A 20,004-nucleotide genomic window follows, 5' to 3' on the forward strand; every position below is an offset into this window, starting at 1 on the left:
GTGCAGCGTCTCACCACCGCACCGCCTCGGCGGCACGCACCCCGATTCTTCCTGTCCGGAGGCGTGGTGGCGAACCCGCGGGCGGAACGGGGTGTCTTGGGACAAAACCACAGCCTGCCACCCCACGGAAGCGCGGTTTCGCATAGTGGGACGCCTGAGCCACCGGAGGCAGGAGTGCCGTCACTCCTGGGGGACCCGCTCCAGAACGGCGAAGGACGCCCCCTGATCGTCGGTCACCACGGCGGCCCTCCCGTACGACGTTTCGAAGGGCGGCACCTGGATCCGCCCGCCGAGCCGGTTCACCGTGCCGAGGATCTCGTCGCAGTCCGTGACCCGGAAGTGGACGAGGAAGTGGGGCGGCATCATCGCCGAGAACCGTTCCGCGACCGCCGCCCGCCCGAAGTCCGGCTTCGCGTCCGGCCCGAACAGGGCGTCGGTGAAGAGCCCGCCGTAGAAGTCGTTGGCGACCTCGATGTCCCGCGCGTACAGCTCCACCCAACCGAAGGTGCCGACCTCGTGCCGGCGCCCGAACCCCGGGTGCTCGCCCTCCTGCCACAGCCCGAAGACGGCGCCCTCGGGGTCGGTGACCAGCGCGGCCGTCCCGAGATCCGCCCCGACCTCCACGGGCGCGGTGACCACCTGTCCCCCGGCGCTGCGGATCCGCCCGGTCAGCGCCCGCGCGTCCGGGGTGGCGAAGTACACCGTCCACACGGTGGGCATCCGCCCGTCCGTCTTGCGGGAGAGGGCGGCCACACGCTCGCCGTACAGCCGGGCCCATACGGTGGAGTCGTAGGCCTCCTCGAAGTCCCACCCGAAGAGCTCACCGTAGAAGCGCTTGCCCGCCTGCACATCGGCGAGCTGCGCCTCGACCCAGCACGGAACGCCCTCCGTGTATCCCGTTCCGTTCGCGGATGCCCTGTTTTCGGCCATGCGGCAAAAGTAACGGTGTCCTACGCACCTCGCAGACCAGGCACACCAGCCTCGCGATCCCCGTGCACCCCATTTGCAGTCGGCCGAATCGCGCCCCGATCACGCCTCGGTAAGCTGACGACATGACAGGACAAGTGCGTACCGTCGACGGCCGCGTGGCCGGTCGGCGTGGGCAGGCGACCCGGCAGAAGCTGCTCGACTGCCTCAGCGAGATGCTCAGCTCCTCCCCGTACCGGGACGTCAAAGTCATAGATGTCGCCCGGAAGGCGGGCACTTCGCCCGCCACCTTCTACCAGTACTTCCCGGACGTCGAGGGTGCCGTCCTGGAGATCGCCGACCAAATGGCCACCGAGGGTGCCGGGTTGACCGAGCTCGTGGAGGGCCGCAGCTGGGTCGGCAAGGCCGGCTGGCAGACGGCGCAGGAACTCGTCGACGGTTTCCTGGAGTTCTGGCGGCGAAACGACGCGATCCTGCGGGTCGTCGACCTCGGTGCGTCCGAGGGGGACAAACGCTTCTACAAGATCCGCATGAAGATCCTGAACTCGGTCAACAACTCCCTGGCCGAGTCGGTCACTCAGTTGCAGGCCAAGGGCAAGGTCGACAAGGACGTCAACCCGGCGGCGGTCGCGGGTTCGATCGTCGCGATGCTCGCGGCGGTGGCCTCGCACCAGAAGGGTTTCCAGACCTGGGGCGTCAAGCAGGCCGAACTCAAGCCGAACCTCGCCCTGTTGGTGCATCTGGGTGTGACCGGAAAGAAACCGACGAAGTAGCTCCCCGATTTTGAGCAAGTCCTGTCTGGCAGGCGGTGGTTCACCCGACGTGGGCCGCCGCCTGCCGTCCTATGCGGGCAGCGGACGGTCCCGTACGACGTGCTTCATCACCAGCGTCGAGGTGAGCCGCTGCACCCCCGGCAGGGTCGCCAGCCGCTCGTCGTACAGCCGCTGGAAGGCCGCGAGGTCGGCGGTGGCCACCCGCAGCAGGTAGTCGGGTTCGCCGAACAGCCGTTGCGCGTCCAGGACATGGGGGATGTCCGCGATCGCCCGCTCGAACTCGGCAACCGTGTCCCGGTCCTCCTGCCGCATGGACACGAAGACCAGCGCCTCGAAGGTCAGCCCCACCGCCGCCGGCTCCACCACGGCCCGGTAGCCGCTGATCGCCCCCGAGCGCTCCAGTTCCCGCAGCCGCCGGTGACACGGCGAGACGCTCAGCCGCACCCGCCCGGCCAGCTCGGTCACGGTCAGCCGCCCGTCCTGCTGCAGCTCAGCAAGAATCTTCCGGTCCACGTCGTCCATAGAGAAGATATTTGCCCACAACTCGCGATCATGAGCAAACTTCGACAACACTTTCGGGCCATTCCCGCCTAATGTCCCCACTATGGACTCCGGGCTGCTCCTTTCCTTCCTCGCCATCGACCTGCTGCTCGTCTGCGTGCCGGGCGCCGACTGGGCGTACGCGATCTCCGCCGGGCTGCGCGAGCGGTCACCGGTGATGGCGGTGACGGGTCTGGTCACCGGGTACGCGCTGCACACGGTCCTCGCGGTGGCCGGCCTCGCGGTGCTGGTGGCGAGCGAGCCGGGTCTGCTGACCGCGCTGACGGCGGCCGGCGCCGCGTACCTGGTCTGGCTGGGCTGGAGCGTGCTGCGCCGCCCGGGCACGCCGGGGACCTCCGAGGAGGCCGCGGCCCCGAGCAGTCCGGCCCGCGTCTTCCTGCGCGGCGCCACGATCAGCGGCCTGAACCCCAAGGGCCTGCTGCTCTACCTCTCGGTCCTGCCCCAGTTCCTGGTGGCGAAGGGCGACCACCTGCCGGTCCCCGCCCAGACCGCCGTACTCGGCCTGCTCCACATGGCGTGCTGCGCCGCCGTCTACCTGACCGTGGGCCTGGCCGCCCGCGCCGTCCTCGGCGCCCGCCCGGCCGCGGCGCGGGCAGTCACCCGCACGTCCGGGGCGGCGATGCTCGGAATCGGGGCCTTCCTGCTGGTGCAGCGCCTGGCGACGCTGTAGCGGTCACGGCGGTGCGGGATCCTCGCCCCGGCGGACGATCCTGAAGAGCCGGATCTCCCGCTCCACCCGGGCCTGATACGTGGCGTACGGCGGCCAGAACCCGAGCACCGTCTTCCAGGTGGCGGCCCGCTCCTCGCCCTCCAGCAGCCTGGCCGTGACGGGGATGTCGGTGCCCTTCCAGCTCACCTCGGCGTCCGGGTGGGCCAGCAGGTTGGCGGTCCAGGCCGGGTGGCCGGGACGGCCGAAGTTGGAGCCGATGAGGATCCAGGTGCGGCCGCCGTCCTCGGGCATGCACGCGAGCGGCGTACGGCGCGGCAGCCCGCTGCGGGCGCCCGTCGAGGTCAGGATCACGCCGGGCAGCATCTGGGCACTGAGCAGCACTTTCCCGCGGGTGAGCCGGTGCACGGCACGGTCGAGCGCGGGGATCAGATGGGGAGCGACCTTGGCGAAGCCCCGGGTCGAGGACACCTTCTGCACGAGCCGCACGCCGATCACACCGCCACCTCCCGCGCCCCGGGCGTCTCGAAGAGCCGGGCTCCGGCGGCGGCGTGCGCCCGCAGCCGGTGCACCGGCCCGAAGAGCAGCTCGTCGCCGGCGGCCCGCTTGAAGTACAGGTGCGCCTCGTGCTCCCAGGTGAAACCGATGCCGCCGTGCAGCTGGATCCCCTCGGCGGACGCGATCCGCAGCGCTTCCAGGGCCTGCGCGAGGGCGAGGCGCCCCGCAGGTGGGGCCGCGCTGGGTTGTTCGTTGTCCGCGGGTCCGTTGTGGCCGGTCGCGCCCGCGCGGCGGAGCCGCACATCGACACGGGTCGCGCCCCTCAGGGGCGTGGCAGCCCAGGCTGCGTAATAGGCCGCCGAGCGTGCCGCCTGCACCTGCACGTACACATCCGCCAGCCGGTGCTTCACCGCCTGGAACGACCCGATGGCCCGCCCGAACTGCTCCCGCTGTCCGACGTACTCCACGGTGCGCTCCAGCGCCCGGTCGGCGGCGCCCACGGCCTCACAGGCGAGGACGGCGGCGACCGCGTCCCCCGCACCGGCCAGGGCGCTCAGCACGTGAGCACCGTCCTCCTCGCCCAGCAACTCGGCTTCCACGTCCCGCAGTTGCACCCGCCCCTGCGGCCGGGTGGCGTCCAGGGCGGTCTGCCGCACCCGGACGACCCCCGCCGCACCCCCCGGCACCAGGAACAGCAGCGTGCGCGACCGGGCGAATCCCCCGGCGTGCGCGGCGACCACCAGCAGCCCCGCGCTGTGCCCGTCCAGCACCTGGTCGACCTGCCCGTACAGCCGCCAGCCGCCGTCCACCCGCCGCGCCTGCACGCCGCCGGCACGTCCGCCGCCGGCCCAGTCACCCCCGTTGCCTCCGGTCAGGGCGAGCGCGGCGGCCAGCGCGGTGCCCGGGACCGCGAGGGTGGCGGTGAGCGTGCCGGAGGCCAGGCGGGGCAGCAGGGCGGCGCGCTGGGTCTCGGTGCCGAGGGCGGCGACCAGGGGCGCGGCGAGGACGGCGGTGGCGAGCAGCGGGGAGGGCGCCAGCGCGCGGCCCGTCTCCTCGCAGGCGAGGGCGAGTTCGGTCGCCGTACCGCCGATGCCGCCGTACGCCTCGGGAAGGGCGAGCCCGGGCAGGCCGAGCTGCTCGGCGAGGGCGTTCCACAGGGCCGGGTCGTGTCCGGCGGGGGTGTCGACGGCGGCGCGCAGTTCGCGGGGCCCGCAGCGGCTGTGGAGCAGCTCGCGGAGGGTGCGGCGGATCTCGTCCTGCTCGGGGGTGAAGCTGGCGTCCATGACTCTTCCCTCCGTATCTGACGGGCCGTCATATTAGGAGGGTCGCAACGATATGCACAGAGGTTGGCCACAGAGAGGTTGGAGGCCTCGCATGACTCCCGGGAGCCGGAAAGTCGCCGTGGTCGGGGTGTCCCTCTCCGACTGCGGCCGGGTGGACGACGCGACCCCGTACGCCCTGCACGCCCAGGCGGCCCGCCGCGCCCTGGCCGACGCGGGGCTCGGCCGGGAGGTGGTGGACGGCTTCGCGTCCGCCGGGCTCGGCACTCTCGCCCCCGTCGAGGTGGCCGAGTATCTGGGGCTGCGCCCCACCTGGGTCGACTCCACCTCCGTCGGCGGCTCCACCTGGGAGGTGATGGCCGCCCACGCGGCGGACGCGATAGCGAGGGGGCACGCGAACGCCGTCCTTCTCGTCTACGGCTCGACGGCCCGCGCCGACATCAAGGCGGGGCGGCGGACGGGGAACCTGTCCTTCGGCTCCCGGGGCCCCCTGCAGTTCGAGGTTCCGTACGGTCACACGCTCATCGCCAAGTACGCCATGGCCGCCCGCCGCCACATGATCGAACACGGCACGACCATCGAGCAGTTGGCGCAGGTGGCGGTCCAGGCGAGGGCCAACGCGGCACTGAACCCGGACGCGATGTTCCGCGACCCGATCACCGTCGACGACGTCCTGGACGGGCCGGTGATCGCGGACCCCTTCACCAAGCTGCACTGCTGCATCCGCTCCGACGGCGGGGCGGCGGTGCTGCTGGCGGCCGAGGAGTTCGTACGGGACTGCCGTACGGCTCCGGTGTGGGTGCTCGGCACCGGGGAGCACGTCTCGCACGCGGCGATGTCCGAGTGGCCCGACTTCACGGTGAGTCCGGCGGCGGTGAGCGGACGGCTCGCCTTCGAGCGGGCCGGGGTGCGCCCGGAGGAGATCGACTTCGCCGAGATCTACGACGCGTTCACCTACATGACCCTCGTGACGCTGGAGGACCTCGGCTTCTGCGGGAAGGGCGAAGGCGGGGCGTTCGTGGAGAAGGGGCGGCTGCTGGTGCGGGGCGGGGAGCTGCCGGTCAACACGGACGGGGGCGGCCTTTCGGCCCAGCATCCCGGGATGCGAGGGCTGTTCCTGCTGGTGGAGGCGGTGCGGCAGCTACGGGGCGAGGGCGGGGAGCGTCAGGTGCGGGGGCCGGGCGGAGCGTTGCCCCGTCTGGGTGTCGCTTCGGCGACCGGGGGATGGTTCTGCTCGTCGGGGACGTTGGTACTGGGGAGGAATTGAGCCGATCGAGAGGACTGCAGGCATGGCCCTGACCCGAGAAGAACGCGAACAGTTCCTTGCCGAGCCCCATGTCGCCGCGCTGTCCGTCGACGCGGGCGCGGGGCGCGCTCCACTGACCGTGCCGGTCTGGTACCAGTACGAGCCCGGCGGCAACGTATGGGTCCTGACCGGGCTGGATTCCCGGAAGAACCAGCTGATCCAGGCGTCCGGCCGATTCACCCTGATGGTGGACCGCGTCGAACCCACCATCCGGTACGCGTCGGTCGAGGGCCCGGTCATCGACACGACCCCCGCCACCCTGGAACAGCTCCGGGAGGTCTCGGCCCGCTATCTCCCGGCCGAGAAGGTCGACGGCTACGTCGACTTCGCCTGGAAGAACCACGGCGAGCAGATCGTCATCCACATGCGGCCCGAACGCTGGGTGTCGTCCGACCTGGGTCAGCTGTGAGCCGGTACGGCCGCCGCGGCACGTGACAATCGATGCATGGGAGATGACCTTCTTCATGAGCTGCTGAGGTCGCTGCGGGTGTGGGACGCGGCGGTCACCGAGCTGCCTGCCTTCGACCCGGCCACCGCACCCGCCGACCCGCTCGCCCTGTTCACGGCCTGGTTCGCCGAGGCGGTGGCGGCGGGGCAGGTGGAACCGCACACCATGTCCCTCGCCACGGCCGGCGAGGACGGCCTGCCGGACGTGCGGACGGTGATGCTGCACGGCGCGGACGCCTCCGGCTGGTCCTTCGCGACCCACGCCGACAGCCGCAAGGGCCGCCAGCTGACGGCCCGCCCGTACGCGGCACTCGGCTTCTACTGGCCCGCCCAGGGCCGCCAGGTGCGGGTGCGGGGCCCCGTGACGGCCGCCCCCGCCCAGGACGGCCAGGCCGACCTGCACGCCCGCTCGACCGGCGCGCTGGCGGCGGCCCTGACCGGCCGCCAGAGCCAGGTCCTGGGGTCACTGGAGGAGTTGGCGCGGGCCTCCGAGTCGGCCTGGGAACGGGCAGGCCGCGAGCCCGACGCTCCCGTGCCGACGTGGACGCTGTACCACCTGCGCCCCGACGAGGTGGAGTTCTTCCAGGGCGACGCGAGGCGTCGGCATGTGCGGCTCGACTACCGGCGGACGGAAGGCGGTTGGGCCAAGGAGCTGCTGTGGCCCTAGAGGCCCGGCGGGCGCGTCAGGCGGGGTACTACTGCGCCTGCTCCCGTAGGTCGGATTCCGTTGACCGCGGTGTCACGGCGAGTGCGCTCGTGGAGCCGCTGGACCTCGTCGTCGTGCAGGTGCGGCGGGACGTGCAACTTCTTGAGGGCGACGTGCCGGTTGAGCAGTTCGTCCTCGGCCCGCCACACGGTGCCCATGCCGCCGCGTCCGACGCGCTCCACCAACCGGTAGCGGTTGGCAACGAGCCGCCCCAGTTCGGACACCCTCCCCAGATCGGACACCGCGAGACCTACTTCTGCCCGTACACCTGAGCACTCTTCGAACAGATTGCAGATGCACCTTAGCGGGCGTGGATTCGACGGCCCGGGACGCCTAGAAGCCCCGGGTCCCGCGGAAGTCGTACGCCGCGAAGTCGGCCACCGCCCGGTAGCCGATGCGCTGGTAGAGGCTGTTGCTCGTCTGGTTGGCGAGGTCCGTGAAGAGCAGTACCTCGCGCACCCCGGAGGCGAGCACGGCCCGGCTGACCTGGGCCGTGGCCGCGCCCGCGTAGCCGCGTCCGCGCAGGTGGGCCGGGGTGTAGACGGGGGCGACCCGGACCTGTCCGGCGACCACCGGGGTCACGCCGGCCATGGCGAGGGGGGTGCCGTCCGCGTCCTCCCAGAAGGTGATGCCTCCGTAGGAGATCCGTGAGTCGGCCCATGCTGCGGCGTCACGGGCGGCGTGGTCGCCGACGGCCTCGATGAACTCCTCGTACCAGCACGTCAGTTGCTCCCGGTCCTCCTTGCCCGCGACCCGCGCCCGGCCCGCCGGGAGGGGCTGCGGCAGGGTCAGGTTGCCGAGTCGGTACAGGCGTTGGCTCTGGCTGACCGAGGCCCGGCCACCCGCGTGCCGGCGCCAGGCGGTTGCGAAGGCCTCGGCGGTCTCGCGGGCCGCGATCACACCGGGGACCGAGTGACCCAGGGCGACCAGGTGGGCGGCGAGGGAGTCGGCCTCGTCGGGGGTGAGCGGGGTGACGTTCAGCCGGTAGGGCGGGGTGCGGAAGTAGGCGGCCCGTACCTGCCCGCCCACCTCCAGCACCCCGAAGACCGGCGCCTCGTCGCCGTACGCACGCAACCCGCTGGTGCGCAGCGTCTCGGTCACCGTCAGGACGACGGTGTGCAGATCGGGGCGTGAGCGCAGAAAGCCACCGGCGTGGGCGAGGAAGCCGGTGAGATCCTGGGTGCAGTACCAGTCGTCCGGGCGCATACCTCATGATCCCGCGCCCCGGCGCCGACTGTGCACCCTTTTCCGCTGTGGACACCAAGCCGACACAAGACCCCACTCCCAGGCGGGGGTTGAGAGGCTCGGGGTTCACGGGTCTACGGGTCCACAGGTTGACGTCCGGGTCGGGATCGCGGTCCGGTTCCGGGGTTGGATGCGGGCCGAGGCCTAGGCCCTGTCCGGGTCCGAGTCCGTCGCCAGTCGTGCGTGCAGATGTACGTCCCGGTACGCATCCTGCCGCCCCGCCTCCCACATCGCGCCCCGCAGGGTCCCCTCGTACCGGAACCCGCACCGCTCGGCGATACGGCAGGAGGAGTCGTGCCCGACGGCATGGCCGAGTTCGAGCCGGTACAGGCTCAGGCCCGGCTCGGCGAGGGCCCACTGGGTGACGAGGGTCAGCGCGTGGGTGGCGACACGGCGGCCGCGGGCCTCGGGGAGAACCCAGTAGCCGACGCGGGCGGAGCGCATGACCCGGTCGATGAGGTTGACGCCGATGTGCCCGAAGGGGGTACCGGTCGACGCGTCGGTGACGCAGTACGACACGGAGGAGCCCTCCCGCATGTTCCGTGCCGTGTCGCGGAGGGATTCCAGGGCGCTGGCGGGATCGGTCCCGATGCTCAACGGCGTGTTCCAGCGCCGGAACTCCGGATCGCTGCGGCCCCGGAACCAGGTCGCGGCGTCGGCCTCGGAGTCCGGGTCCCAGGGGCGCAGGCGCAGGCCGTGGCCGTGCAGGTCGGGGTGGGGGTGCGGGTGGCCGGCGGGGCGTATGTCGGTGTGAGGCATACGGCCATTGAAACCCGCGCCGGTCAGCCGGCAGCGCGGAACACCGGTACGCCCTCCCGGAAGACCACCGACAGCTGCATCCCGGCCCGCAGCCGCCCGGGGTCCCCGCAGTCCACGACCTCGGTCATCATCCGCGGCCCCTCGGCGAGATCGACGACGGCGGCGACGTACGGCGTCCGCTGCCCGAAGGGCGGCAGGTCGTTGCGGTGCACGACGGACCAGGTGTAGAGGGTGGCCCGACCGCCGGCCGGCTCCCACGTCACGTCCTCGCTCCAGCAGTGGGGACAGAACTCGCGGGGGTAGTGGTGGGCGCGCGCGCAGGCGCGGCACCTGCGGATGAGCAACTGCCCCTGCGCCGCGGCGTCCCAGTAGGTGCGGGTGAAGGCGTCGGCCTCGGGGATGTCGTACCGCTGCCCGCTCATCGGAGGTCCCTCATCGGAACAACCCCAGCGCGCTGTCCACCGACCACGACTGCCACGACATCCCGAACAGCGCGACCACCGAGATCAGCGCCATCATCGAGTTCTGCCCCTGCTCACCCCAGTCGTGGATCATGAGGGTGAAGTAGAGGACGTTGAGCAGCAGCCCGCCGACGAGGGCGATCGGGGTCAGGAACCCGAGGATGAGCCCGAGCCCGAGGGCGAGCTCCGCGTACAGCACGACGTACGCCATCGTCCGCGGCCGGGGTGACACGACGGCCTCGAAGCCGGACCGTACGGCGTTCCAGCGGTGCTTGGCCGCCACCTCCGCAGCCCAGGAGATCCCCGCCCCCTCGAACCAGCTCTTCTTGTCCTTGTGCCGCCAGCTCTCCAGCCACCACAGCCCGAGGCCTATTCGGAGCACGGCCAGCCATTCCGCACCTGTGAGCCAGATCGCGTCCATGGATCTGACGGTACGTCAGATAAGAGGAGCCTGACAATCGCCTGTGCACCCCTGATGAGTCCCACGGATTGTTGGCAATCTCGTCCACAGTTCGGCTGGGTTCACAGACGCAAGCCCAGGACACCGAGTGAGCCGAGGGCAAGCGGGTGGCGAGCGACATCCCCGCCACGTTGCGCCTGATGAACCCGATGTCCTTCCTGGTCTCGAAGCCCAACCCCCACCGCACCAAGCACTGGTGGATCCGCCTCGGCACCAACGGCTCCGACACCTCCCACACCGTCTCCACCAACCTCGCCGCCGCCGCACACACCCTCGGCGACGACGTGAGCCATCTCTACTACTGGGACGAGGGCCACGGCGCCAACTCGGACCCGGGCGACTTCATCGCGCGGGTCGCCGGGATCAGCGGCCGCAAGACCGAGCGCGCCACCGGTCGGCCCCCTCGGGCAGCCCTTCCGCGGCCGGGCGGCCGGCCCCTCAGGACGCGGTACCGGTTTCCCGTCATGACTCCGGCCACCGCCCCGGGACGCCGAGCTCCCGCCTACCTGCGGGGCCCGGCGTCCTGCCATGCCCCCCATCCCCAACCCCCACGCCACCCCCACAACCAGGAGACCTACGCCACAGATCCCACCCGCCCCTCCTACAGCCGTGATCGATCCGCAACCAATTCCGGGCTTGACCGAGACCCATCAACCGGCTGCGTGATTACGCTCCCGAACATGGCCGACTCCATAGCGTCCCCGACCCCCACGGACCGCCCCGTCTACGTCATCGGCGGCGGCCCCGGCGGACTCTCCGTCGCGCACACGCTGCGCGCTCGGGGACTGCGTGCGGTGGTGCTGGAGAAGTCGGACCGGGTCGGGGCCTCCTGGCGGCGCCACTACGACCGGCTCCATCTGCACACCACCCGACGGCTGTCGGGCCTGCCCGGGCTGCCGATTCCGCGTCGGTTCGGGCGCTGGGTGGCCCGGGACGACGTGTCGCGCTACCTGGAGCGGTACGCGGAGTTCCACGACCTGGAGATCGTCACCGGCGTCGAGGTCTCCCGCATCGAGCCCGCCCCCGACGGCTCCGGCTGGCTGCTGCACGCCACCGGCGGCCGTGAACTGACCGGCGCCGCCGTCGTCGTGGCCACCGGCCACAACCACACCCCGCGCATCCCGGACTGGCCCGGCCTGGACACCTACAGCGGTGAGTTCCTGCACGCCGGCGAGTACCGCAACCCGGCCCCCTACGCCGACCGCGACGTCCTGGTCGTCGGCATCGGCAACACCGGTGCCGAGATCGCCGTGGACCTGGTGGAGGGCGGCGCCTCGCGGGTGCGGCTGGCCGTGCGTACGGTGCCGCACATCGTGCGCCGCTCCACCGCCGGGTGGCCCGCCCAGCGCACCAGCATCCTCGTACGGCGGCTGCCGGTCGGTCTCGTCGACCGGCTCGCCAAGCCCGTGGCGAAGCTGAGCGTGCCGGACCTGTCGGCCCAGGGGCTGCCGCGCCCCGAGACCGGGCTCTACAGCCGGGTCAAGGAAGGCGCGATCCCGGTCCTCGACGTCGGCCTCATCGACGCCGTACGCAAGGGCCGTATCGAGATCGTGGCCGCCGTCGACGGCTTCGAGGACGGGAAGGTCCTCCTCGCCGACGGCACTCGCGTCTCGCCGGACGCCGTCATCGCGGCCACCGGTTACGTCCGTGGACTCGAAGGCCTCGTCGGCCATCTCGACGTACTGGACAGCCAGGGCAGACCAGTCGTCCACGGCGCCCGCGCCCCGAAACACGCGCAGGGCCTCTACTTCCAGGGCTACACCAACCCCATCAGCGGCAATCTCCGCGAAATGGCGATCGACGCGGAGAAGATCGCGAAGGCAGTCGCCCGCGGCGCTGACGGTGACAGGGACGGCGGCCGACGGGTCTCCCGACTGCCGGTCTGACGCTGGGCCCTCCGGCCTCTTCCTCCCTCGAACACCTCAACTCCCTTACGTGGATCCCGCGTTACTTGAGAGCCAGAAGTTACGCAAGGGCTGTACCGCGCCACCGCACGGAGCCAGAATGTGAGCCCTGTTCACCTTTCCGGCTCCACTCCCTCTCGCAACGACGGAGGACGCACGTGGCAAGCGAAAGACAACACCCCCGGGTTTCCGGGGCTTCTCCCGCCCCCAAGACCCCCAATCTCTCCCGCCGCTCCCTCCTCGGCAGCGCCGCCGCCGCAGCCGGTGCCGCGACTCTCACCGCGACCGGCGCCGGCACCGCCTCCGCGGCCACCCGCGACGTGGATGTCGCGATCGTCGGCGCCGGCCTGGCCGGCCTCACCGCCGCCCGCGATCTGGTGGCAGCCGGCAAGTCGGTCGTCGTCCTGGAGGCCCGCGACCGCGTGGGCGGCCGGGTGCTGGGCCTCGACCTGGCGGGCGGCGGCGTCACCGAGGGCGGCGGTGAGTTCATCGGCCCCACCCAGGACCGCATCAGGGCCCTCGCCGACTCCCTCGACGTTGAGACCTTCACCACCTACAACACCGGCAACAACCTCCTCTACAAGGACGGCAGGAAGACCCCCTACGCCACCGACGGCATCCTCGGCGCGGTCCCGCCCATCGACGCGGCCGGCCTCGCCAACGCCGCGATCGTGCAGGCCACGCTCAACGACCTGGCCAAGAAGATCCCGGTCGACGCGCCCTGGACGGCGGCGAAGGCCGACGAGTGGGACCGGCAGACCTTCGAGACCTGGCTGCGCGCCAACGCGGTCATCCCGTCGGCCAAGTTCCTCTTCGACGTGGCCTGTACGTCGATCTTCTCGGCCGAGCCCCGTGAACTCTCCTTCCTGTTCGTCCTCTTCTACATCGCCGCCGCCGGCAACGCGTCCACCCCCGGCACCCTGGAACGCCTCACCGAGACCGCGAACGGCGCCCAGGAACTGCGCTTCGTCGGCGGCTCGCAACTGGTACCGGTCAAACTCGCCGCCACCCTTGGCGACCGTGTGGTGCTGAGCGCCCCGGTGCGCACGATCGTCCGGTCCGGCGGCAGTTACGTCGTCACGGCCGACGGCATCACCGTCACCGCCAGGAAGATCGTCGTCGCCGTGCCCCCGCCCCTCGCTGCCCGCATCACCTACGCCCCTCTCCTCCCCGCCGCCCGCGACCAGCTCACCCAGCGCCTGCCGATGGCCTCGGTCGGCAAGGCGATCGCGATCTACGACACCCCCTTCTGGCGCGCCGACGGCTTCAACGGCCAGGTCGTCAGCGACACCGGCGTCATCAGCTCCACCTTCGACAACTCCCCGCCCGACGCCTCCTACGGCGCCCTGATGGGCTTCATCGAGGCCGACGAGGCCCGCAAGCTGGACGCCGCGAGCGAGGCGGAGGTCCGGGCGGCCGTGCTGAAGGACTACGCGACGTACTTCGGTGAAAAAGCGGCCTCCCCCACCTCCTTCGTGCTGCAACGCTGGAACAACGAGGCCTACACCCGCGGCGGCCCCGTCTCCATCGCCGCCCCCGGCGTTCTGACCCAGTACGGCCCAGCCCTGCGCAAGCCCGTCGGCGGTATCCACTGGGCCGGGACGGAGACCTCCACGCACTGGATGGGCTTCATGGACGGGGCGGTGCGGTCGGGAGAGCGGGTGGCGAAGGAGGTGCTGGCGGTGCTGTGAGCGGAGGCCCGCAGACCGGCGCCCCGACATCGATCCCGACATCGCGTCCAACTTTGTGTGCACAGCCGTTCCTGACATGGCGTCAGTTCCTTTAATCTGACACTGCGTCAGTTAATCGCTGTCACACAGGAGCGGGCGGACCGATGCTTGGATCAACCCACGGCACCCTCACCACCGACTCCCGCCGGGCCCGGGTCATCGCCTGTGGCGAGCAGCCCGGGCCCGCCGTCCACGGCCGGCCGGCCGAGGTCGACGATCTCGACGTCAGCGGCCGTCCGCTGTACTCCGACGTGCCCGATCTGGGCCGCTTCTTCCGGCCGGAGTCGGTCGCCGTGATCGGCGCCTCGGACGCCGAGGGCCGGCCGAACACCGGCGTCACCCGCCAGCTGATCGCCTGGTCCGAGCGGGTCGGCGCCCGGCTCCACCCGGTGCATCCGAGCCGCGCTTCCGTCTTCGGCATCCCCTGCTTCCCTTCCGTCGCCGACCTGCCCGAGCAGATCGACCTCGCCGTACTGCTGGTCGCCGACCCCCTTCCGGTGGTCGAGGAACTGGCCGAGGCCAAGGTGAAGTTCGCCGTCGTCTTCGCCTCCGGGTTCGCGGAGACCGGCGAGGAGGGCGCCGCCGCACAGGACCGGCTCACCACCGCCGTCGAACGGTCCGGCATGCGGCTGCTCGGCCCGAACACCAACCTCAACGCCTTCGAGCGGTTCCGGGACGACCTGGAAGGTCCCGCGATCGCCCTGATCACGCAGTCCGGCCACCAGGGCCGCCCCGTCTTCGCCCTCCAGGAGCTCGGCATCCGCCTGACCCACTGGGCGCCCACCGGCAACGAGGCCGACCTGGAGACCGCCGACTTCATCTCCTACTTCGCCGAGCAGCCCGACGTGGGCGCCATCGCCTGCTACGTCGAGGGCCTCAAGGACGGCCGCTCCTTCCTCCTCGCCGCCGATCGCGCCGCCCGCCGCAAGGTGCCCGTCGTCGCCGTGAAGGTGGGCCGCACCGAGACCGGAGCCCGCACGGCCGCCTCACACACCGGCAAGCTGACCGGCGCGGACACGGTGGTGGACGCGGCGATGCGGCAGTACGGGGTGATCCGGGTCGACGGCCTGGACGAACTCCAGGACACCGCAACCCTGCTGGCCCGCGCGCGGCCGCCCCGCGCCGACGGCGTCGTCGTCTATTCGATCTCGGGCGGCACGGGCGCGCACTTCGCCGACCTGGCGACCGAGGCGGGGCTGCCGCTGCCCGTGCTTTCGCAGGCCAAGCAGGCCGAACTGCACGAGTGGATACCCGAGTACCTGAGCGTGGCCAACCCGGTCGACAACGGGGGGCATCCGGTCGGGGACTGGCGCGGCCGGAAGATCATCGACGCGATCCTCGACGACCCGCAGGTCGGCGTCCTGATCTGCCCGGTCACCGGGCCCTTCCCACCCCTCAGCGACCGGCTCGTCCAGGACCTGGTGGACGCCGCCGAGCGGACGGACAAGCTGGTGTGCGTGGTGTGGGGGTCGCCGGTCGGCACCGAGCCGGCGTACCGCGACGTCCTGCTCGGCTCCTCGCGCGTGGCCACCTTCCGGACGGTGGCTAACTGCATCACCGCCGTCCGCGCCTACCTCGACCACCACCGCTTCGTCGCCGGCTACCGCTCCCCCTTCGACGAGGCCCCGCGCATGCCCTCGCCTTCCTTCCGCAAGGCGCAGGCACTGATACGCCCGGGCGAGCAGCTGAGCGAGCACTCGGCGAAGCAGCTGCTGCGGGCGTACGGGATCCGCGTCCCGCGCGAGCAGTTGGTGACCAGCGCGGCGGCGGCCGTACGGGCCGCGGGACTGGTCGGCTACCCGGTGGTGATGAAGGCGTCCGGCGCACGGATCGCCCACAAGACCGAGCTCGGCCTCGTCAAGATCGGGCTGACCTCCGCCAGCCAGGTCCGGGACGCCTACCGCGAGTTGACGGACATCGCCCGCTACGAGGACGTCTCCCTGGACGGTGTCCTGGTCTGCCAGATGGTCGAGCGGGGCGTCGAGATGGTCGTGGGCGCCACGCACGACGAGCTGTTCGGACCGACCGTGACGGTCGGGCTCGGCGGGGTGCTCGTGGAGGTGCTCGGCGACACCGCGGTACGTGTGCCGCCCTTCGGGGAGGAGCAGGCCCGCGACATGTGCGCCGAACTGCGCGGGCGGGCCCTCCTCGACGGGGTCAGGGGGCGGCCCCCGGCGGACCTCGACGCACTCGTGGAAGTCGTCCTGCGTGTGCAGCGCATGGCCCTGGAACTGGGGGACGGCCTCGCGGAGCTCGACATCAATCCGCTGATGGTGCTGCCCAGAGGGCAGGGCGCGGTGGCGCTGGACGCGTTGGTGGTGTGCAGCTGACATGAATGCCGACCGCAGGGATACCGACGGCAGGAATGCCGACCGCACGCATACCGACGCTGAGATGGACATGCCCGACTCCCCCCGTGTGCCCGGAAATTCCGTCGATTCATTGGTACAGCACGCCACTGACAACCAGGTCGGCCGCATCACCCTCAACCGCCCCGAAACCCTCAACGCCATCACCCCTGACCAGCGAGAACGCATTATCGAGCTGCTCGCGGACGCCTCCGCGGACCCCGACGTACGGGCCGTCGTACTGACCGGAACGGGCCGTGGATTCTGCGCCGGCGCGGATCTGCGGGGCGGGTCCGCGGCCGGTGAACGGGTCCCCGGCGATGTCGCCCGCACGATCCGCCTCGGCGCCCAGCGGCTGATCTCGGCCGTGCTCGACTGCGAGAAGCCGGTGATCGCCGCGGTGAACGGCACCGCGGCGGGCCTCGGCGCGCACCTCGCGTTCGCCTGCGACCTCGTACTGGCCGCCGAATCCGCCAAGTTCATCGAGGTGTTCGTACGACGCGGCCTCGTTCCCGACGGCGGCGGCGCCTACCTCCTCCCCCGCCTCGTCGGCCCCCAGCGGGCGAAGGAACTGATGTTCTTCGGCGACGCGCTCACCGCCGGCGAAGCGGAGCGGCTCGGCCTCGTCAACCGGGTGGTACCCGACGCGGAGTTGGACAAGACGGCCAGAGACTGGGCGGCCCGCCTCGCCACCGGCCCGACCCGCGCCCTCGCCCTCACGAAACAGCTCGTCAACACCTCCCTCGACTCCGACCGCACCACCGCCTTCGCGGCGGAGGCGGCCGCGCAGGAGATCAACATGGCGACGGAGGATGCCCGGGAGGGGGTGGCGAGTTTCGTGGCGCGCAGGAGCGCCGAGTTCAGAGGGCGGTGAGTGCGGGACTCAGTCCCGCACCAGGATCCACACCTCACCGGCGTCCGGGTCACCGAACTGGGCGAAGAGCTCGGGGGCCCCCTCCGTGCCACCGATCTTCCAGTACGTCTGCCGCCCGCATCCGCTCTCGAGTCGGACCACCACGGCCTCACGGTCACCGAATTTGCCTGTCGACCAGTTACCGGTGCCGTCGCACACGGTGTAGGGCGGGTCGGCGAGCCGGTCGCCGGACTCGGACTCGGACTCGGACTCGGTGGGCAGCTTGGTGAGCTCGGCCTTTCCGCCGGGTTCCAGCCGCAGCGCGGTTCCGTCTGCGCCACGCCAGACCCCGGTGAGCTGCCCGGCGGACAGCACGGGGGGCTGGTACCCGACGAGCCCCGTGAGGGTGCCCAGCACACCGCCGACGAACACCACCAGGAAGAGGGTGACGGAGGCGAACAGCGAGGGGAGCCACACGGCCCAGAACCCCTGTGGGCGGCCCTTGACCCGCGCGCGTCTGCGGAGGTACCCGAGGCCGAGCACCGGCATCACGCCGAGGGCAGCGAGGAGAGCCGCCGTGGTGGTGAACGGCCAGCCCCACAGCAGGCCGGCAAGTACCGCCCAGACCAACGCGAGCGCCACGGTGCACACCAGGTGCCAGGCCCATACAGGTCCGCGTACGTGACGAGCGGTGAGACGCGCGAGATGGTCCGCAGGCACGATGTGCGCGACGGCGTGCACGAGGCCGACGAACGGCATCACCAGCGGCGCCACGAAGAGCACGAAGCCCAAGGCGAGAAGATAGATGAGGCCGTACGAGCCGCCGTGGTCGCCGCCCTGCTGTGTCCCGAACCACCAGATGAGGCCGATCGCCGGAAACTAGCGCACACCGCGCCGGCCGCGTTCAGTTCGGCAAGCGACCGGATCGCACCGTCGGGTCTGTCACCCTCCGGGTCATCATCAGCTCCGTTTCCCCACCCCATACGCGCAGCGTACGCACGGTACGCCTGCGGCTTCGCACACCCCTTCCAATCTGACATACCGTCAGCTTCAATGGATGGCGTGATGGGACACGCAGGAATGGCCGCCGCCGCCGTCCGCTACCTCAGGTCGGCCGACGCACCGCCCGTGGAGGCGCTGCCGCGCCCGGCGCTGCGCTGTGTCGGTGAGGACGAGCGGGCACCGGTCCCGCAGGCCGAGTTCCGGCGGGTGCTCGGGAACTTCGCGTCTGGGGTGGCCGTTGTCACGGCACCTGCCACCGACCCACAAGTCACCGCCGACGCCCCCCAGGGCGCCGCCCCCGCCGGTTTCGCCTGTCAGTCCTTCTCCTCCCTCTCCCTCGACCCGCCCCTGGTCGCCTTCATGGTCGGCCGTACGTCGACGACGTGGCCGCGCATCGCCCGCGCGGGCGTCTTCTGCGTCAACGTCCTGAGCGCCGGCCAGGGCGAGTTGTGCCGTGCCTTCGCGATGAGCGGCACGGACAAGTTCGCCGGGGTCACGTACGACGCGGCCCCCGTGTCCGGCTCGCCCCGCCTGGCGGGCACGCTCGCGTGGATCGACTGCACGATCCACGCGGTGCACACGGGCGGCGACCACCTCATCGTCGTGGGACGGGTGGACGCCCTGGGGGCGAGCGACGGCGACGAGGCGCCGCTGCTCTTCCACAAGGGGCGGTTCCTCTAGACCGGCCGCCGCACCGACGCACCGCCGGTCGACCCATCCGGCACGCCACGGCCGCCCCTGGCAAGGCCGTCACGCCACCGCCACCACCGGCGAAGCCGGTCGCCGGATCACCAGCGCCATCAGCGCCGCCGCAGCGCACAGCGCGCCCGAGGCGTACCAGACCATGTCGTACGTCCCGAAGACGTCCCGCGCGACCCCGCCGAGGAAGGCCACCAGCGCGGCGCCGACCTGGTGGGAGGCGAGGACCCAGCCGAAGACGATGGCGCTGTCCTCGCCGTAGTGCTCCCGGCACAGGGCGACGGTGGGCGGGACGGTGGCGACCCAGTCGAGGCCGTAGAAGACGATGAAGAAGAGCATCGACGGGTGGACCGTGGAGGAAAGCAGCATCGGCAGGAACAGCAGGGAGATGCCGCGCAGGGCGTAGTAGACGGCGAGCAGTCGGCGGGACTCGAAGCGGTCGGTGAGCCAGCCGGAGGCGATCGTGCCGACCACGTCGAACACGCCGATGACCGCGAGCAGCGAGGCGGCGGCCGGGACGGGCATGCCGTGGTCGTGGGCGGCGGGCACGAAGTGGGTCTGGATGAGACCGTTGGTGGAGGCACCGCAGATCGCGAAGGTGCCGGCGAGCAGCCAGAAGGGGCCGGTGCGGGCCGCCGAGAAGAGCACCGTCACCGCCCGGCGCGCGGCGCCTCGTGCGGGGGGCGGCTTGGGCACGAACTCCTTCGCGCCGTACGGCTCCACGCCCACGTCGGCCGGGTGGTCGCGCAGCAGCAGCCAGACGAACGGGACCACCGCGAGGGCCGCGAGGGCGACCGTGACGGCGGCCGGGCGCCAGTTGCCCGCCTCGACCATCAGGGCCAGCACGGGCAGGAAGATCAGCTGGCCGGAGGCCGAGGCGGCGGTGAGGATGCCGGTGACCAGACCGCGCCGCTCGGCGAACCAGCGGTTGGTGACCGTCGCGGCGAAGGCCAGCGCCATCGAACCGGTACCGAGGCCCACCAGCAGGCCCCAGCACAGCAGCAGTTGCCAGGCGGCCGTCATCCACACCGTCAGGCCCGAGCCGATCGCGATCATCGTGAGCGCGACCGCGACCACGCGCCGCATGCCGAAGCGGTCCATCAGGGCGGCGGCGAAGGGGGCGGTCAGGCCGTACAGGGCGAGGTTGATGGAGACGGCGGCCCCGATCGTGCCGCGCGACCAGCCGAACTCCTCGTGCAGCGGGTCGATGAGCAGCCCCGGCACGGAGCGGAATGCGGCGGCCCCGATGATCGTCACGAAGGCGACGGCGGCGACGAACCAGGCACGGTGGATACGGTTACGACGGGGCTTCGGCGGGGTCCGGTCGACGGCGGCGGCTTCGGTTGTCTGCGTCACGACAACGAGCTTCGGGCCTGCG

At 71.5% G+C, this 20,004-nt stretch carries 20 protein-coding genes and 1 pseudogene; 10 read left to right on the top strand and 11 right to left on the bottom strand.

The features are described 5' to 3' along the window. Nucleotides 1–180 precede the first annotated feature (180 nt). The gene (locus AB5J55_RS18335; protein ID WP_369271722.1) at nt 181–930 is read right to left on the bottom strand and encodes a VOC family protein; all 750 of its coding nucleotides are present in this window, start codon (nt 928–930) and stop codon (nt 181–183) included. Between the two features lie 122 nt (nt 931–1,052). On the opposite strand from AB5J55_RS18335, the gene AB5J55_RS18340 reads away from it, so the two are divergent. Then, nucleotides 1,053–1,700, top strand: a complete 648-nt coding sequence (locus AB5J55_RS18340; protein ID WP_369271723.1) for a TetR family transcriptional regulator — start codon at nt 1,053–1,055, stop codon at nt 1,698–1,700. 69 nt (nt 1,701–1,769) lie between these two features. Here the strand turns inward: AB5J55_RS18340 and AB5J55_RS18345 are convergent, their stop codons facing one another. Further along, the gene (locus AB5J55_RS18345; RefSeq protein WP_328880988.1) at nt 1,770–2,222 is read right to left on the bottom strand and encodes an Lrp/AsnC family transcriptional regulator; all 453 of its coding nucleotides are present in this window, start codon (nt 2,220–2,222) and stop codon (nt 1,770–1,772) included. 82 nt (nt 2,223–2,304) lie between these two features. On the opposite strand from AB5J55_RS18345, the gene AB5J55_RS18350 reads away from it, so the two are divergent. Then, nucleotides 2,305–2,931 (top strand): LysE family translocator, encoded by a 627-nt coding sequence (locus tag AB5J55_RS18350; protein WP_369271724.1) that lies wholly within the window; start codon nt 2,305–2,307, stop codon nt 2,929–2,931. A 3-nt stretch (nt 2,932–2,934) separates the two neighbouring features. Here the strand turns inward: AB5J55_RS18350 and AB5J55_RS18355 are convergent, their stop codons facing one another. Continuing rightward, entirely contained in the window at nt 2,935–3,426 is a 492-nt protein-coding gene (locus tag AB5J55_RS18355) for a nitroreductase family deazaflavin-dependent oxidoreductase (RefSeq protein ID WP_369271725.1), read from the bottom strand. Further along, nucleotides 3,423–4,709, bottom strand: coding sequence for an acyl-CoA dehydrogenase family protein (locus tag AB5J55_RS18360; RefSeq protein WP_369271726.1), 1,287 nt, complete (start codon nt 4,707–4,709; stop codon nt 3,423–3,425). The genes AB5J55_RS18355 and AB5J55_RS18360 overlap by 4 nt, the downstream gene beginning before the upstream one ends. Nucleotides 4,710–4,800: 91 nt before the next feature. On the opposite strand from AB5J55_RS18360, the gene AB5J55_RS18365 reads away from it, so the two are divergent. Genes AB5J55_RS18365 through AB5J55_RS18375 form a run of 3 tightly spaced genes read left to right on the top strand, consistent with a single transcriptional unit; the run spans nt 4,801 to nt 7,126 of the window. Beyond that, complete coding sequence (locus tag AB5J55_RS18365; RefSeq protein WP_369271727.1) at nt 4,801–5,973, top strand: acetyl-CoA acetyltransferase; 1,173 nt, start codon at nt 4,801–4,803, stop codon at nt 5,971–5,973. Nucleotides 5,974–5,995: 22 nt separating this feature from the next. After that, nucleotides 5,996–6,421 (top strand): pyridoxamine 5'-phosphate oxidase family protein, encoded by a 426-nt coding sequence (locus tag AB5J55_RS18370; protein WP_369271728.1) that lies wholly within the window; start codon nt 5,996–5,998, stop codon nt 6,419–6,421. Between the two features lie 36 nt (nt 6,422–6,457). Further along, nucleotides 6,458–7,126 (top strand): pyridoxal 5'-phosphate synthase, encoded by a 669-nt coding sequence (locus tag AB5J55_RS18375; protein ID WP_369271729.1) that lies wholly within the window; start codon nt 6,458–6,460, stop codon nt 7,124–7,126. 71 nt (nt 7,127–7,197) lie between these two features. Here AB5J55_RS18375 and AB5J55_RS18380 read toward each other — a convergent pair. From AB5J55_RS18380 to AB5J55_RS18400, 5 genes and pseudogenes are all read right to left on the bottom strand, one after another. Continuing rightward, nucleotides 7,198–7,389 (bottom strand): annotated as a pseudogene (locus AB5J55_RS18380) (serine/threonine protein kinase); the annotation flags it as partial. Nucleotides 7,390–7,498: 109 nt separating this feature from the next. Further along, nucleotides 7,499–8,371: a GNAT family N-acetyltransferase gene (locus AB5J55_RS18385; RefSeq protein ID WP_369271730.1), complete on the bottom strand. Its 873-nt coding sequence runs from the start codon at nt 8,369–8,371 to the stop codon at nt 7,499–7,501. Between the two features lie 183 nt (nt 8,372–8,554). Continuing rightward, a complete protein-coding gene (locus AB5J55_RS18390) occupies nt 8,555–9,169 on the bottom strand; it encodes a GNAT family N-acetyltransferase (RefSeq protein ID WP_369271731.1) in 615 nt (204 codons plus the stop codon). Nucleotides 9,170–9,192: 23 nt separating this feature from the next. After that, complete coding sequence (locus tag AB5J55_RS18395; protein WP_369271732.1) at nt 9,193–9,591, bottom strand: Zn-ribbon domain-containing OB-fold protein; 399 nt, start codon at nt 9,589–9,591, stop codon at nt 9,193–9,195. A 10-nt stretch (nt 9,592–9,601) separates the two neighbouring features. Further along, nucleotides 9,602–10,051 carry a DoxX family membrane protein gene (locus AB5J55_RS18400; protein ID WP_369271733.1) on the bottom strand — a complete coding sequence of 150 codons (450 nt, stop codon included), beginning with the start codon at nt 10,049–10,051 and terminating at the stop codon, nt 9,602–9,604. Nucleotides 10,052–10,770: 719 nt separating this feature from the next. On the opposite strand from AB5J55_RS18400, the gene AB5J55_RS18405 reads away from it, so the two are divergent. The 4 genes from AB5J55_RS18405 (at nt 10,771) to AB5J55_RS18420 (ending at nt 16,946) form a co-directional block, all read left to right on the top strand. Further along, nucleotides 10,771–11,976: a flavin-containing monooxygenase gene (locus AB5J55_RS18405; protein WP_369276224.1), complete on the top strand. Its 1,206-nt coding sequence runs from the start codon at nt 10,771–10,773 to the stop codon at nt 11,974–11,976. Between the two features lie 176 nt (nt 11,977–12,152). Continuing rightward, nucleotides 12,153–13,685 carry a flavin monoamine oxidase family protein gene (locus AB5J55_RS18410; protein WP_369271734.1) on the top strand — a complete coding sequence of 511 codons (1,533 nt, stop codon included), beginning with the start codon at nt 12,153–12,155 and terminating at the stop codon, nt 13,683–13,685. A 143-nt stretch (nt 13,686–13,828) separates the two neighbouring features. After that, on the top strand, nt 13,829–16,054 hold the full coding sequence (locus AB5J55_RS18415) for an acetate--CoA ligase family protein (RefSeq protein WP_369271735.1): 2,226 nt from the start codon (nt 13,829–13,831) through the stop codon (nt 16,052–16,054). A gap of 70 nt (nt 16,055–16,124) precedes the next feature. Beyond that, complete coding sequence (locus tag AB5J55_RS18420) at nt 16,125–16,946, top strand: enoyl-CoA hydratase/isomerase family protein (RefSeq protein WP_369271736.1); 822 nt, start codon at nt 16,125–16,127, stop codon at nt 16,944–16,946. Between the two features lie 9 nt (nt 16,947–16,955). On the opposite strand, the gene AB5J55_RS18425 is transcribed toward AB5J55_RS18420, so the two are convergent. After that, complete coding sequence (locus AB5J55_RS18425; protein WP_369276225.1) at nt 16,956–17,708, bottom strand: hypothetical protein; 753 nt, start codon at nt 17,706–17,708, stop codon at nt 16,956–16,958. A 282-nt stretch (nt 17,709–17,990) separates the two neighbouring features. Between AB5J55_RS18425 and AB5J55_RS18430 the strand changes: the two genes are divergently transcribed. Further along, nucleotides 17,991–18,608, top strand: coding sequence for a flavin reductase family protein (locus AB5J55_RS18430; RefSeq protein WP_369271737.1), 618 nt, complete (start codon nt 17,991–17,993; stop codon nt 18,606–18,608). Between the two features lie 69 nt (nt 18,609–18,677). On the opposite strand, the gene AB5J55_RS18435 is transcribed toward AB5J55_RS18430, so the two are convergent. Continuing rightward, the gene (locus AB5J55_RS18435; protein ID WP_369271738.1) at nt 18,678–19,982 is read right to left on the bottom strand and encodes an MFS transporter; all 1,305 of its coding nucleotides are present in this window, start codon (nt 19,980–19,982) and stop codon (nt 18,678–18,680) included. Nucleotides 19,983–20,004: the final 22 nt, after the last annotated feature.

Source organism: Streptomyces sp. R11, from assembly GCF_041051905.1.
In the GTDB taxonomy this organism is placed as follows: Bacteria; Actinomycetota; Actinomycetes; order Streptomycetales; family Streptomycetaceae; genus Streptomyces.